At 70.8% G+C, this 14153-nt stretch carries 13 protein-coding genes; 6 read left to right on the forward strand and 7 right to left on the reverse strand.

Features of this window, described 5'->3' with window-relative positions; genetic code table 11:
- Positions 1-105: 105 nt before the first annotated feature.
- Positions 106-1194, forward strand: a complete 1089-nt coding sequence (locus ACFYMU_RS01075; RefSeq protein WP_388366377.1) for an AI-2E family transporter — start codon at positions 106-108, stop codon at positions 1192-1194.
- A 105-nt stretch (positions 1195-1299) separates the two neighbouring features.
- On the opposite strand, the gene ACFYMU_RS01080 is transcribed toward ACFYMU_RS01075, so the two are convergent.
- Positions 1300-3474 (reverse strand): SpoIIE family protein phosphatase, encoded by a 2175-nt coding sequence (locus ACFYMU_RS01080; RefSeq protein ID WP_388366379.1) that lies wholly within the window; start codon positions 3472-3474, stop codon positions 1300-1302.
- A 238-nt stretch (positions 3475-3712) separates the two neighbouring features.
- On the opposite strand from ACFYMU_RS01080, the gene aspS reads away from it, so the two are divergent.
- Complete coding sequence (aspS, locus tag ACFYMU_RS01085; RefSeq protein ID WP_388366381.1) at positions 3713-5476, forward strand: aspartate--tRNA ligase; 1764 nt, start codon at positions 3713-3715, stop codon at positions 5474-5476.
- Positions 5477-5544: 68 nt separating this feature from the next.
- Here the strand turns inward: aspS and ACFYMU_RS01090 are convergent, their stop codons facing one another.
- The 3 genes from ACFYMU_RS01090 to ACFYMU_RS01100 all read right to left on the reverse strand — a co-directional run bounded on the left by ACFYMU_RS01090 (position 5545) and on the right by ACFYMU_RS01100 (position 8060).
- Positions 5545-6357 (reverse strand): class I SAM-dependent methyltransferase, encoded by an 813-nt coding sequence (locus ACFYMU_RS01090; protein WP_388366383.1) that lies wholly within the window; start codon positions 6355-6357, stop codon positions 5545-5547.
- Between the two features lie 325 nt (positions 6358-6682).
- Positions 6683-7294, reverse strand: coding sequence for a Uma2 family endonuclease (locus tag ACFYMU_RS01095; protein ID WP_388366385.1), 612 nt, complete (start codon positions 7292-7294; stop codon positions 6683-6685).
- Between the two features lie 49 nt (positions 7295-7343).
- Complete coding sequence (locus tag ACFYMU_RS01100; RefSeq protein WP_388366387.1) at positions 7344-8060, reverse strand: helix-turn-helix domain-containing protein; 717 nt, start codon at positions 8058-8060, stop codon at positions 7344-7346.
- Between the two features lie 457 nt (positions 8061-8517).
- Between ACFYMU_RS01100 and ACFYMU_RS01105 the strand changes: the two genes are divergently transcribed.
- A complete protein-coding gene (locus ACFYMU_RS01105; RefSeq protein ID WP_388366389.1) occupies positions 8518-9252 on the forward strand; it encodes a hypothetical protein in 735 nt (244 codons plus the stop codon).
- Positions 9253-9642: 390 nt separating this feature from the next.
- Here ACFYMU_RS01105 and ACFYMU_RS01110 read toward each other — a convergent pair whose 3' ends face one another.
- Together ACFYMU_RS01110 and ACFYMU_RS01115 are read right to left on the reverse strand one after the other, a co-directional pair.
- On the reverse strand, positions 9643-9825 hold the full coding sequence (locus ACFYMU_RS01110) for a hypothetical protein (RefSeq protein ID WP_388366391.1): 183 nt from the start codon (positions 9823-9825) through the stop codon (positions 9643-9645).
- Complete coding sequence (locus ACFYMU_RS01115; RefSeq protein WP_388366393.1) at positions 9825-10238, reverse strand: ATP-binding protein; 414 nt, start codon at positions 10236-10238, stop codon at positions 9825-9827. Before ACFYMU_RS01115 ends, ACFYMU_RS01110 begins: the two co-directional genes overlap by 1 nt.
- A gap of 158 nt (positions 10239-10396) precedes the next feature.
- Here ACFYMU_RS01115 and ACFYMU_RS01120 point away from each other — a divergent pair, with 158 nt between their 5' ends.
- The 3 genes from ACFYMU_RS01120 to ACFYMU_RS01130 all read left to right on the forward strand — a co-directional run bounded on the left by ACFYMU_RS01120 (position 10397) and on the right by ACFYMU_RS01130 (position 12184).
- Complete coding sequence (locus tag ACFYMU_RS01120; RefSeq protein ID WP_388366395.1) at positions 10397-11272, forward strand: helix-turn-helix domain-containing protein; 876 nt, start codon at positions 10397-10399, stop codon at positions 11270-11272.
- Positions 11269-11478, forward strand: a complete 210-nt coding sequence (locus ACFYMU_RS01125; protein ID WP_388366397.1) for a DUF397 domain-containing protein — start codon at positions 11269-11271, stop codon at positions 11476-11478. The genes ACFYMU_RS01120 and ACFYMU_RS01125 overlap by 4 nt, the downstream gene beginning before the upstream one ends.
- Before the next feature lie 85 nt (positions 11479-11563).
- A complete protein-coding gene (locus tag ACFYMU_RS01130) occupies positions 11564-12184 on the forward strand; it encodes a hypothetical protein (RefSeq protein WP_388366399.1) in 621 nt (206 codons plus the stop codon).
- 92 nt (positions 12185-12276) lie between these two features.
- Here ACFYMU_RS01130 and metG read toward each other — a convergent pair whose 3' ends face one another.
- Complete coding sequence (gene metG / locus ACFYMU_RS01135) at positions 12277-13992, reverse strand: methionine--tRNA ligase (RefSeq protein WP_388366401.1); 1716 nt, start codon at positions 13990-13992, stop codon at positions 12277-12279.
- Positions 13993-14153 lie beyond the last annotated feature (161 nt).

Here is a 14153-nt window from a genome sequence, read left to right on the forward strand (position 1 = left end):
CCGGGGGTCGCCGGGGCCGCCGGGGGTCGCCGGGTGCTGACACTGTGTCACCCGGGCGGGCCGTCCGCGCAGGACAGCACGCCCCCGGCGTGGTCGGCTGGAGGCGTGCAGCTCCTCCCCGACCCCGTACGCCGGCTTGCCGCCTGGTGCGTCGTCGTCCTGCTGGTGGCGGGGGTCGGCTGGGTCGCGATCCGGCTGTGCGGACAGTTGCGCACGGCCGTCGTGCCCGTGCTGCTCGCGCTGCTCGGGACGGCGCTCCTCGGACCGCTGCACCGGCGGCTGGTACGGGTCGGGGTGCACCGGTCGCTCGCCGCCGGGGTCACCTGCATCGCCGTCGTGGCCGTCGTCGGCGGGGCCGTGTACATCGTGGTCGCCGCGCTCGTCGACAACGGCGACCAGATCGTCTCCTCGCTCAAACGGGCCGCGACGTCCCTCGCGGAGCACTTCGGGGCGGCCGGCACCTCGCTGGACGACCTGGCCTCCAACTCCAGGCAGTTGCTCGGCAGGTTCGGCGGGACCGCCGCCTCCAACGTCATCAGCGGGGTCAGCGTCGTGGGCGAGACCGTCGCCATGGCCGTGCTGGCCCTGCTGCTCGTCTTCTTCTTCCTGCGCGACTCCCACCGGGCCGCGGACGTGCTGCGCTCCCTCGCCCCGCGCGGCACCGCCGACACCGTGGAGATCATGGCGCGGCGCGCCTTCGCGGCGGTCGAGGGGTTCATGCGCGGGACCACGCTCATCGCCCTGATCGACGCGACCTGCATCGCCGTGGGACTGCTGATCCTGCGCGTCCCGGGCGCGGTGGGGCTCGGCGCCATCGTGTTCGTCGGCGCCTACATCCCCTACCTCGGCGCCTTCATCTCCGGCGCGGTGGCGGTCCTGGTTGCCTTGGCGGACCGCGGGTTCGTCATCGCGCTGTGGGCGCTCGGGGTGGTGGTCGCCGTGCAGGTCCTGGAAGGGCACGTGCTGCAGCCGATGGTGCAGAGCCGGACCGTGCAGATGCACCCGGCGGCCGTGTTGCTGGCGCTCACGGCGGGGGCGTCGGTCGCCGGGATCCTCGGCATGCTGCTGGCGGTGCCGCTGACGGCGGCGGCGTTCGGCGTCGCGCACGAGGTGCGGGTGCGGTACGGGACCGGCGACGGGGAGGGCGCGGCGCGGCCGCAGTCGCGCGCGGAGGGAGAGCCGCCGGGCGCGTGAGGCGGGCCGGAGTCGTGGGCGGAGGGGGAGCCGCCGGGCGCGTGAGGCGGGCCGGAGGGCGCGAGGAGGGGGCGCCGGCAGAGGTGTGGGGCGGGCCGGAGCCTCTCATCGCAGCTGCACGGCAGCCATGCGCAGGTCGTCCTCGGGCTCCCTCTTCGGGGGTTCCTCGTGCAGCTCGAACCAGATGCTCTTGCCCTCGCCCCGCGGTTCCACGCCCCAGGCGTCCGCGAGCAGCTCGACGAGGATCAGCCCGCGCCCGGAGGAGGCGAGCTCGCCCGGCCGCCGCTTGTGGGGGAGGTCGTCGCTCGCGTCCGTGACCTCCACGCGCAGCCGGCGCCCGCCCTCGCCGTCCATGCCGCTGGGCTCGCCGGCGACCTCGGCGACGAGGAGCGCGTCGGTGTCGGTGTGGACGAGGACGTTCGTGAGCACCTCGGAGACCAGGAGCACCGCCGAGTCCAGCTGGTCCTCGGAGGACCAGTCGTGCAGCAGCTCGCGCACCTGCTGCCGGGCACCGGCGATGCGCTCGGGCTCGGCCTGCGCGACGGTCAGGGCCAGGCGGCGCACGGCCGGGCGCACGGGGGTGACCGTGCCGCCGGCCGGCTCGCCCGACCGGCTGAGCAGCAGCAGGGCTATGTCGTCCTCGCGCCGGTCGGTCAGCGGCCCGGTGGCGTGGTGCGAAGAGGGTCCGTGCACGGCCTGGACCAGTGCGTCGGCCAGTTCCTCGATGTCGCCGTCGTGCTCCTCCAGGATCCGGCGGATCCGCCGCCAGCCGGTGTCCAGGTCGTGCCCGCCTGTCTCGATCAGGCCGTCCGTGCAGATCAGCATGGTCTCGCCGGGCTCCAGGAGGAGCCGGGTGGTCGGATAGTCCGCGTCCGGGTCGATGCCGAGCGGCAGCCCGCCCGCGGTCGGCCGCAGCAGCACGGTCCGGTCCGCCATGCGGATCGCGGGGTCGGGGTGGCCCGCGCGGGCGATCTCCAGCGTGCCGGCCGCCGGGTCCACCTCGGCGTACAGGCAGGTCGCGAAGCGCAGGTCGCCGCCGTCCGCGCCGTAGGTCATGCCGTGCAGGAAGCGTGAGGCGCGGGAGAGGACCGCGTCCGGGGGGTGGCCCTCCGCGGCGTACGCCCGCAGGGCTATCCGCAGCTGGCCCATGAGGCCCGCGGCGCGCACGTCGTGTCCCTGCACGTCGCCGATGGTGAGCGCGAAGCGGCCCCCTCCCGGCAGCTGGATCATGTCGTACCAGTCGCCGCCCACCTGGAGCCCGCCGCCGGTCGGTATGTAGCGCGCGGCCACGGTCATGCCGGGGATCTCCGGGCCGAGCACGGGCAGCATCGAGCGCTGGAGCCCCTCCGTCAGCTCCCGCTCCGTCTCGGCGGTGGTGGCCCGGGACAGGGCCTGGGCGAGCATCCGGGCGACCGTGGTCAGCACGGAGCGCTCGTCGGGCGTGAAGGTGACCGGGTAGGTGAAGGCCGCCATCCACGCGCCCATCGTGCGGCCCGACGCCGTGAGCGGCAGGAACGCCCAGGACTGCCGGCCGAAGTGCGCGGCGAGCGGCCAGGAGACCGGGTAACGGGCCTTGTACTCCATGGGCGAGGACAGGTACACGGCGCGGCCGGTGCGGACGACCTCGGCGGCCGGGTAGTCCGTGTCCAGCGACATGTGTGTGAAGGGACCCTCCTCGCCCGGCTTCTGGCCGTGGTGGCCGATGACCGTCAGCCGGTCGCCGTCGGCCCCGAAGACCGCGAGGCCGTCCGGCGAGAAGCCGGGCATGGACAGCCCCGCCGCCACCCGCAGCACCTCGGCCGTGGAACGCGCCTCGGCCAGCGCGCGCCCCGCGTCCAGCAGGAACGCCTCCCGGGAGCGGCGCCAGTCGCCGGTGACCGGGGCGCGCGCGGCGGCGTCCGGGGAGGGCTCGGTGACCTCCTGGAGCGTCCCGACCAGCACATACGCCCCGGTCTGCGGGTCCATCGACGGCTTGGAGCGGCTGCGTACGGTACGGACCACGCGCCCGTGCGCGTCCATGATCCGCATCCGGATCTCGGCGATGGTGCCCTCGGCCAGGGCGAGCTGGACGACCCCGTCGACCTCGTTCCAGTCGACGGGGTGGAACCGGGCCCGCAGCCCCGCCTCCGTGAGCGTCGTCGCCTCCGGGGGCAGCCCCAGCAGCCGTGCGGCCTCGGCGTCCAGGGTGACGAGTCCGGCGGCGTGGTCCCAGCGCCACACCCCGGTCGCGAGCGTGGCCAGGACGTCCCCCACGGCGGGCAGGGGCTCACCAGTGCGCATTGTCCCACTGTAAGAAGAGGTGATCGAGGCGTGCCACTGAAGGTGAGAAAAGTACCAATTCGAACCTGTTGACCACGATAGTGGAGCCCCGTCGAGAGGAGAGGAGCTCCGCCGAAATGGTGGGGAGGCGATCTTGGGGCGGCCGGTACGCTTGGTAGGTCCGGGCCGTGCCCGCCCGGGCGCACCGGGGTGAGCGACCCCGGACAAACCCCGATCCGCGAAGACTGGATGAACGACGATGCATCGGTACAGGTCCCACACCTGCGGCGAGCTCCGCGCCTCTGACGTCGGCAGCGACGTCCGGCTGAGCGGCTGGCTGCACAATCGGCGCGACCTGGGCGGCATCCTCTTCATCGATCTGCGCGACCACTACGGCATCACCCAGTTGGTCGCCCACCCCGGCACGGCCGCCTACGAGGCGCTGGACGCCGTCTCCAAGGAGTCCACCGTCCGCGTCGACGGCAAGGTCGTCTCCCGCGGCGCCGACAACGTGAACCCGGACCTGCCCACGGGCGAGATCGAGATCCTGGTGGGCGAGGTCGAGCTGCTCGGCGCGGCCGCCCCGCTCCCCTTCACGATCAACACCGAGGACGGGGTGAACGAGGAGCGGCGCCTCGAGTACCGCTTCCTCGACCTGCGCCGCGAGCGCATGCACCGCAACATCATGCTGCGCACGGCCGTGATCTCGGCGATCCGCCACAAGATGGCGGCGATGGGCTTCAACGAGATGGCGACCCCGATCCTGACGGCGACGTCCCCGGAGGGCGCCCGCGACTTCGTGGTCCCCTCCCGGCTGAACGCGGGCAAGTTCTATGCGCTGCCGCAGGCCCCGCAGCAGTTCAAGCAGCTGCTGATGATCTCCGGCTTCGACCGCTACTTCCAGATCGCGCCCTGCTTCCGCGACGAGGACGCCCGCGCGGACCGTTCGCCGGGCGAGTTCTACCAGCTCGACGTGGAGCTGTCCTTCGTCGAGCAGGAGGACGTGTTCCAGCCGATCGAGCGGCTGATGACGGAGATCTTCGAGGAGTTCGGGGGCGGCCGTCATGTCACGTCCCCCTTCCCCCGCGTCCCCTTCCGCGAGGCGATGCTCAAGTACGGCTCGGACAAGCCGGACCTGCGGGCCCAGCTGGAGCTGGTCGACGTCACCGACGTCTTCGACGGCTCGGAGTTCAAGGCGTTCGCGGGCAGGCACGTACGGGCCCTGCCGGTGCCGGACACCGCGTCGCAGCCCCGCCGGTTCTTCGACCAGCTCGGCGAGTACGCGGTGGAGCAGGGCGCGAAGGGCCTCGCGTGGGTGAGGGTCGGCGAGGACGGCGCGCTGAGCGGCCCGATCGCGAAGTTCCTGACGGAGGAGAACGTCGCGGAGCTGACGAAGCGGCTGTCCCTCGCCGCCGGTCACGCGGTGTTCTTCGGCGCGGGCGGGTTCGACGAGGTCTCGAAGATCATGGGCGCGGTCCGGGTGGAGGCGGCCAAGCGGGCCGGCCACTTCGAGGAGGGCGTCTTCCGCTTCTGCTGGATCGTCGACTTCCCGATGTTCGAGAAGGACGAGGACACGGGGAAGATCGACTTCTCGCACAACCCCTTCTCGATGCCGCAGGGCGGCATGGAGGCCCTGCGGACGCAGGACCCGCTGGACATCCTGGCCTGGCAGTACGACATCGTCTGCAACGGCGTGGAGCTGTCCTCCGGTGCCATCCGGAACCACGAGCCGGACATCATGCTCAAGGCGTTCAACATCGCCGGCTACGACAACGAGACGGTGGAGCGCGAGTTCGCGGGCATGCTCCGCGCCCTGCGCTTCGGCGCCCCGCCGCACGGCGGCATCGCGCCGGGCATCGACCGCATCGTGATGCTCCTGGCCGACGAGCCGAACATCCGCGAGACGATCGCCTTCCCGCTCAACGGCAACGCCCAGGACCTGATGATGGGCGCCCCGACGGAGCTGCCGGAGGAGCGCCTGAGGGAACTGCACCTGTCGGTGCGCAAGCCGCAGCCGAAGTAGGCGCGCCTACCGGAGAACAGCAGAGGGCGGCCCGGGACCGGCATCGCTTCCGGGCCGCCCTCCGCTGTTCAACGGCGGTTTCGTGCGAGCAGCCCGAAGGTGGTCGGGGGAGCGAAGCGTTCCCCCAGCGTCTGCAGCGCCCCCGCCTGCGTCGACCAGTAACTCTGCAACTCCACCTCGTGGAAGGCCGCTTGAAGCAGGGCGTGCAGAGCCACCTCGTCCACCCCGTTCCGGACGACGTGGTACTCCGACATGTCCGCCTCGTTGCTCTCGTCGTAGCGACCGCGCAGTCGACGTACCCGTGTGGCCAGACCGCGGCGCCATTCGCCCTGGCCGAGCCGCCACAGCAAATATGCGCCGCGATCCAGGTTCATGGAGAGCCCGGACCTGCGCGGATACCACAAAGGGTCCTGAATGCTGAAGAAGGCCCCCCCCGCGGCAATGCGCTCAATGGAATGCCTGACGGCGCCCAGGTAATCCGGGACATGGTGCAGCACCGAGATGCAGACCACCGCATCGAGCGGTTCCGAGCGGAAGATCTCCTTGCCGTCGGGGTCGTGCAGGACGGTGACCCGGGGGTTGTTGCGGAACCGGTGCCGAAGGACGGCCGCGCTGGGAGCGCTCATCTCTGTCACCTGGACCTCCGCCCCGGCCGCCACCAGGTGGTCGGTGAAGGTCCCGTGACCGGCGCCGACCTCGAGCACCCGGCACCGGCCGTTCCGCTCGATGACCTCGCCCACGAGGGCGTGCACACCCGAAATCACGCGCTCACGAATTTGGTGATGCCGGATATGCGGGGACCCTTTCGTGTAATCATGTCCGTCCCCATGTGCACGCTCTTGAAGCTGCCCGATGGTAGGATTGTGCAGAACTTCGGCCATACCGGGACGATATTCCAGGGTCCCTTCCGAAGCCCGGCTTCCTGATGCCGGGTGCTGCGATTCACCCATCCAGCCCGTGCCGAATTCCGGATCCGTGGAAATGATTTTCTGACCGTCGGACGGGTGCGTCGGCGCGGTGGACGAGACGTCGGCCCCGGCAACAGGGGTGGCCCGGAACCGACGGTCGGTTCCGGGTCGCTTTTCGTGTGACCGCCATCGGTGATCACGTCGGTCCAGGGCCAGTGCGCCGCGAGGCGGAGGTAGCGACGGCGGAGATGGAGGCCGTACGCCGGGGCGGTGGGACAGGAAGGCCGACTGGCGGGGCTCATGGCTGCTCGTCGGTCTCGCTTTCGTAGCGCGGCAGGTCCTTGGTGGAGATGGTCCAGTCGGCGATGGTGACGTCCTCGCCGTAGACGAAGTCCTTGCGCGTGGCGTAGCGGGGGCCGTCGGGGGTGGCGTGGATGTCGGTGAGGACGGTGCCGGTGCCGGTGCGGGGGTCGAAGACCGCGTAGACGGGGACGCCCATCAGGGGGTAGTCCCGCATCTTGGTGACCCAGTCGTTGTCCGGGTTGGAGCGGGAGACGACCTCGACGGCGGCGACGATCGTACGCGGATCGATGGATCCCTCGACGTCCATGTCCGCTTCGGCGATCACCATGATGTCGGGGCGGCGCATGACGCCTTCGGGTTCGTCCTCCACGTCGGGTTCACCCGTGTGGGCCACGATCTCTTCCGGCATCGCCTTCTCCAGGCGCTTCCGGAGCCGCAGTGCGGTCAGCTCATGGCGGCCGACGGGCGACATCATGTCGTGGACGATCCCTTCTTTGGTGATCTCGAACTTGCCGGGGAGGGTGTCGTCCATGGACTGGAGGAAGTCCCTCATGGCTCGGTAGCGGCGGGGGGCGCCCTGCTGCGCGCCGTCCGAGGCGATGGTCATGGCGCTCGCTCCTCGTTTGTGCCCGGGGGCAAGGATCGTCACGTTCATGCTAGGCGGCCTCCGGAGGAAGGGATCGGCAGTCGTGGCAGCGACCGCCGACGGGCCCGCGGAAGGCGCGGTCGCAGCCGTCGCAGTTCACGAGGGGGTACGGGACGTCCGGTGGCGGTTCGGGGGTGCGGAACGGCGGCAGGGGTGGGAGCCGGGCGGTGAGGCGGTGGGCCAGGAGGGCGGCCGGGCGGCGGGCGGGTTGCCGCTGCGGGGCGGCGGCCGGGCGGCGGGCCGGGGGCCTGGGCGGTGCCGCTTCGGACGGGGCGCGGTCGGGGCCGCGCTCGGGGTCCCGGTCGGGGTCGGGGTCGTGGTGGCGGCCCGGCTGGTTGCAGGAGACGGTGCGGGTGACGATCCGGCCGCCGGCGGTGCGTTCGCGGGTGCGGCGCAGGTAGCCGTGGGTCTCCAGTTCGCGCAGGGCGGCGGCGATCCGGGTGGGGCCCTCGGGGAAGCGGGCGGCCAGGGTCTTGATGTCGACGGGGGTGCCGGCGGGCAGCGACTGGATGTGCACCGCCGGCCCGATGGCCAGGGCGGACAACTCGGGGTGCTGGGCGAGGTGGTTGCCGATCACCGTGAAGCGGGTGGTGTGGCGGGTGTTGTCGTGGATGACGCCGCCGGGGTGCGCGTCCGCACGCGTGCCCCGGGTCCGCCGGTAGGGGTGGTTTTTCCCGCCGTTACGGGACCGGGCGTGCGGGCGCACGCTAGTGTTTCGGGTGTCCATCGGGAAGGTTCTGGCTTCCTTGGTGGTCAGGCCCTCGCAGTGGGATTGCCCGTCCCGGCGAGGGCCGTTGCATGTCTGGGGTTGTGCCGTGCCGCGTGGTGTTGTGCTGCGTTGCGCTGAGCGTAGGGCAGGCAACCGGCGACGCATCCAGCTCGGTTGGTGATGTTCACCCGCGGGAGTGAGCGTGCGCCGGGGGCGGGAGAGGTGGGGCTCGGTGTGGTTTCTTTCCCTCTTGTGTTTCTTGGGGAAGACCGCCGACGGCACCGGAGCACACGCGGTCGCGCTCCGGTGCGTGTGCCGTTTCCGCTGTTCGCGCGAGCGGTGGGCCGATGTCCGCCCGCACGCTCTCCGGGGGCCCGGCCCGACGGCCGCAGGACCGGGACGGTGAGCCCGAGGCATTGTCAGTGGCGGGTGCCAAGCTGACACCGGTTCAGCGCAAAGGCCCCAGGAGGCTCCCATGTCCGACAACGAACTGCAGCTCACCATGTCGCCGACCGGTTTCCAGGCCGCGTGGTACGCCAGCGACCTCGGCAGGTTCCGTCCGTGCGGCGGCACCTACGAGGTCTATCCCCACGAGAGCGTCCCGCCGCTGGACCCCGGCAGGTTCACGGGCTCCTTCGACTGGCTCGGCGGCGTCGGCAGCCCCGAGCCGGAGCAGGCCGACCGGCTCGGCCGTCTGGCCGAGAGCCTGTCCGCCCTCGGCCTCACGCTGCCCGGCGACTTCGTGGCCTTCCAGACGGCGGCGAACCTGCACGACCGCCTGGACCAGGTCTCGGTGACCGCGTGCTGGAGCGACATATCCGACCCGCTGCCCAGCCCGGTGGAGGACGGCGCCCGCCTCGTCCGCTTCCTGCGCGACCAGCAGGACTGCGTGTTCTGGTACCTCTACCTCCGCCCCTCGGGCGAGACGTTCGTGGTGTTCTCCGGCGTCGACTACGAGGAGTACGCCGCCCGGAAGGCGGACGGGGAGGAGAAGAGCGGCGACGAGGCGAGCCGCCACCGTGAGGCGCACCGGCGCGCGATCGGCTGGTGCGCGCCGACGTTCGAGGAGTTCGCCTACCGTTTCTGGGTGGAGAACCGGATCTGGTACACGGTCCAGGGCGCCGATCTGTCCGGGCTGGAGCCCGAGCTGCGGGACTACCTGAGCCACTACGCCCCGCCCGAGGCGGCGTCGGTGGAAGGCGGGTGCTGAAGGTACTGCGGTACCGCACGAGGATGCGCCGTCCGGGGAAGCGGAGGGCCGCGGCCGCCGCCCGGGACCGACAATTGGTGGGTTCGTGCCAGGCCTGGGGGCCGTGACCAGGCATTTTCGAGGGCGTGAGCGGGACGAACCCACCAATACCCGGGTTTCCCGCGGGTGCGTCAGCGTCGGAGGCCCGGAACGCCGGGTGCGGCCTGTTTTGCCGGGGCGGCGAGCCGGACCGGGACCGCGCGACGGGGTCGTGCTGCGGCTCCCGGCCACGGACGGGAGCCGGGGAGACAGGGCGGTGGTGGTCAGACCTCGGTCGGGTTGATTTCCGCGTCGTGCAACACCTTCATGTTTCCCGGCTGAGCTCGGCGAACGCGCCGATTTCCGCCATGTTCACTTCACCGGTGACTCCACAGGACCGTCACCGAGCAGTACGGCGGGATCCAGCTCGGCCTGGTACACGACGGTGGCGTTGCCCTCCAGCACGGGCCGCCAGCCGCCACCGACCGGTGCGCCGTCGACCACGAAGGCGTCGTTCCGGGACCCGTGGGCCTTGGTGCGCGGGAGAGCGGGCATCACGTACGCGCCTGCGGCAGGTCGAGCTCCGCCCACACGGTCTTGCGGGGAACTGGTCCGAGCTTCACCCCCCAGCGGTCGGCGAGGGCCTCGACGAGGAGCAGGCCGCGTCCGGACTCGGCGTCGGGGGCGGGCCGGCGGCGGTGCGGGAGGTCGTCGCCGCGGGTGTCCGTGACCTCGATGCGGAGGGCTGCGCGGCAGTGCAGGAGGGCGAGGCGGAAGTCGCGTCCGGGGAGTCGCGCGTGGGTGGCGGCGTTCACGCTGAGCTCGGCGACGCGGTGCGGCAGGTCGCGGGTGCGCATCCAGTCCGTGGCGAGGAGCCGGGCGAGGCGGGCGCCGCGGGGCGTGGGTGACAGGAGCACGCTGAAATGAGCGGTGGGAGAGAGAAGTTGGGTGGACTTTTCGCTGTTCACGGGACCGAGCGTGGCCGCACGTGCCTACGGTGAACAGTGACAGCGCTGATACGTAGGGTGACTGTCCGGGGGTTGTCGGCTGCTGTCCGGACTGTCTGAACCGGGCCTACGGGCAACGGCGTTGCGGCACGGTGGCACGCGTACGACGGAGGGTGCGGATGTCGGTCGACGGAGAGGTGCGGCGGCTCGGGAGCGAGGCGGACGAGCCGGGGTGGGAGGTGGACCCGGAGGACGAGTGGGGGGTGGCCGTGATCACCACCGTGGGGCGGCAGTTGAGGCTGCGGCGGGAGGCGGTGGGGATGCGGGCCGCCGACTTCGCCGTGGCGGTCGGGTACGGGGAGGACCTGGTCTACAAGGTCGAGGCCGGGAAGCGGATTCCCCGGCAGGAGTACCTGGACAAGGCCGACGAGGTGCTGGGGGCGGGTGGGCTCATCGCGGCGACCTGGGAGGACGTGAAGAGGGTCCGGTATCCGAAGAAGGTTCGGGAACTGGCCAGGTTGGAGGCGCAGGCGGTTGAGGCGGCGCTGTACAGCAACCACAACATCCACGGCTTGTTGCAGACCGAGGAGCACATGCGGGCGCTCTTCGATGCATGGCTTCCGAGCTACTCGGATGAGGAGACGGAACGCATGGTGGCAGCTCGGATGGCCCGCCGTGCGATCTTCGAGCGGTCACCAGCACCGACTCTCAGTTTTGTCCAGGAAGAGGTGACCCTGCGCCGCCCGGTCGGGGGCAGAATGGTCTGGCGGCGGCAACTCGAACGCTTCCTGGAACTCGGACAGTTGCGGAACGTGTCGATCCAGGTGATGCCGACCGACTGCGAGGATCACTTCGGCACAGGCGGGTTGATCGAGGTGCTCAAGTTTCCGGACGGCACGGCGGTCGGGCGCTCCGAAGGCGCGTTCAGCGGCCGCCCGGTGTCCGAGCCGAAGCAGCTCAGGATCCTCGAACTGCGCTATGGCATGATCCGGGCGCAGGCTCTCACGCCCCGGGAGTCGCGGGCCCTCATCGAGCAGATGCTTGGAGAGACATGATCGGCACCTCCACCCGCCCCGACCCTTCTGAGCTCGTCTGGTTCAAGAGCAGCTACAGCAGCAGCGGTGACGGCAACGACTGCATCGAGATCGCCACTGCCCCCCGCGTGGTACACGTCCGTGACTCCAAGAACATAGGAGGCCCTCAGCTCGCGCTCACCTCAGACGCTTGGGCCGTCTTCGTGACACACGCGTCGGGACTCTGAACACTCCGACTACCCCGCCTCATACCCGGTGGGCTGGGTACGGGTACTCATGCGGACGGTGATCGGCAACCCGCATGGTACGGACATGCGATCGAACTTTCTCCCGAAGTCCTTACTGGTGGCCGTGCTCGGCGGCGTCGTCGTCCTGGGCGGCTTCGGCGCGCAGAGCGCCACCGCCGATCAGACCTCCGCGGTCGGCGTCGCCGCGGTGAGCGGCGACGATGCGGAGACGCGGTTCCTTGAGCTGGAGGACCTCATCCTGCAGAGTTGCGCTCCGGACGTCTTCAGCAGCGCCGGCGATGTGGCAGCGCCTTCCGCGGCCGGCACCGCGGCCACGGAGCCGCCCCCCGATTCCACCCTGCCCGTCCTGGTCGACGAGGTGCCGCTGACCGCGGAGGAGGAGTGCGCCGCCGAGCGGCACGCGCTGCGCATCGGCAGGGCGTTCTCGGGCACGGACACGGCCACGTACGAGGAGATGCAGCAGAAGCTGGTGAGCCTGCGCTACCCGGCGGCGCGGATCCACCGCATGCCGGACTTCTCGGGCGAGCCCGTGGCGAGGATCGACCTGCGCGTGGGGTCCGACCACCTGGCCGTGGAGGTCACCGGTACCTACCTGGGCGTGATGGTCGAGGCGTTCGGCGCTCCGGAGGGCGTCAGCGTGACCGAGGTGCGACTGGAGCCGCAGCTGGACCCGCCCACCGCCTGAGCCCCCCTGCCGACGCCCTCGAGGACTGGCGCAGGCCCGGGAACGACGTGTTTCCGGGCCTGCGCGCGCGAGGGGTCGCACCCTGCGCCGCCCTACGCCTCCGTGCCGCCGAAGCGCTCCTTGTAGTTCTCCAGGTCCTCGTCCGTGAGCTTGGCGAAGAGGACCGGCGGGACCGTGAAGGGGGTGCCCGGGCCGACGGTGGTGAGGGACTTCGCCTCCTGCTCCGTCACCCACGTCGCCGTGTCGTCCTTCAGGTCGAACGCCGCGCGCATCGCCGCCGAGGTGGTGGGGATGAAGGGCTCCGAGACCACCGCGTAGAGGTGGATCAGGTTCATCGCCGTGCGCAGGGTGAGGGCCGCGCCCTCCTTGTTGGTCTTGATCTCCAGCCAGGGGGCCTTCTCCTCCAGGTAGGAGTTGCCCGCCGACCACAGGGCGCGCAGCGCGGCCGCCGCCTTGCGGAACTGGATGGCCTCCATGTGCTCCTCGTACTCCGCGAGGAGGCGCGCGATCTCCGTGCCGAGCTTCGCCTCGGCCTCGCCCGGCTCGCCGCCCTCCGGGACCGCGTCGCCGAAGCGCTTGCGGGAGAAGGACAGCACGCGGTTGACGAAGTTGCCGAGCGTGTCCGCCAGGTCCTTGTTCACCGTGGCCGTGAAGTGCTCCCAGGTGAAGGAGGAGTCGTCGGACTCCGGCGCGTTCGCCATCATGAAGTAGCGCCAGTAGTCGGCCGGGAGGATCTCCAGCGCGTCGTGCGTGAAGACGCCGCGCTTCTGGGACGTGGAGAACTTGCCGCCGTAGTAGTTGAGCCAGTTGAACGCCTTGATGACGTCGACCTTCTTCCACGGCGCGCGGGTGCCCAGCAGGGTCGCCGGGAACATCACGCTGTGGAAGGGCACGTTGTCCTTGCCCATGAACTGCGTGTAGTGGACGTCCGCGTCCGACTCCCACCACCACGAACGCCAGTCCCGGTTCTCCGGGTCCTGGTCCGCCCACTCCTTCGTGGCGCCGATGTACTCGATCGGGGCGTCGAACCAGACGTAGAAGACCTTGCCCTCGGCGGCCAGCTCCGGCCAGGCGTCGGCCGGGACCGGGACGCCCCAGTCCAGGTCACGGGTGATCGCCCGGTCGTGCAGGCCCTCGGTGAGCCACTTGCGGGCGATCGAGGAGGCCAGCACCGGCCAGGCGTCGGCGCGCTCGTCCACCCATGCCTCGACCTCGCCCGCCAGCGCCGACTGCAGCAGGAAGAGGTGCTTGGTCTCGCGGACCTCCAGATCGCTGCTGCCGCTGATCGCGGAGCGCGGGTCGATGAGGTCGGTCGGGTCCAGGACCCGCGTGCAGTTCTCGCACTGGTCGCCGCGCGCCTTGTCGTAGCCGCAGTGCGGGCAGGTGCCGATGATGTACCGGTCGGGCAGGAAGCGGCCGTCGGTGTTGGAGTACACCTGGCGGATGGCCCGCTCCTCGATGAACCCGTTCGCCTTGAGCTCGCGGGCGATCTCCTGCGTGATCTCTCGGTTCTGCGGGGACGAGCTGCGGCCGAAGTAGTCGAAGGCCAGGTTGAAGCCGTCGTACACCGCCTTCTGCGCGTCGTGCGCCTGGGCGCAGAACTCGTCGACCGGCAGGCCCAGCTCCTTCGCCGCGAGTTCGGCCGGGGTGCCGTGCTCGTCCGTCGCGCAGATGTAGAGGACGTCGTGGCCGCGCTGGCGCAGATAGCGGGAGTGGACGTCCGCCGGGAGCATGGACCCCACCATGTTGCCCAGGTGCTTGATCCCGTTGATGTACGGAAGGGCGCTGGTGATGAGGTGTCGAGCCATCGGGGGCTGCTCCCAAGTCGCTACGCGGGGTGACGGGCGGCCGGTTTTCTGGTCGTCTTCGTCGTTTACGAACCTTGAAATCGTAGCCGACACGGGTACGCCGCCCGCTTCCCGTTTTACGGGGTGAGAAGCGGGCGGCGTGGATGCGCCGGGTGCGGCGG

This window comes from Streptomyces sp. NPDC007264 (assembly GCF_042869095.1).
In the GTDB taxonomy this organism is placed as follows: domain Bacteria; phylum Actinomycetota; class Actinomycetes; order Streptomycetales; family Streptomycetaceae; genus Streptomyces.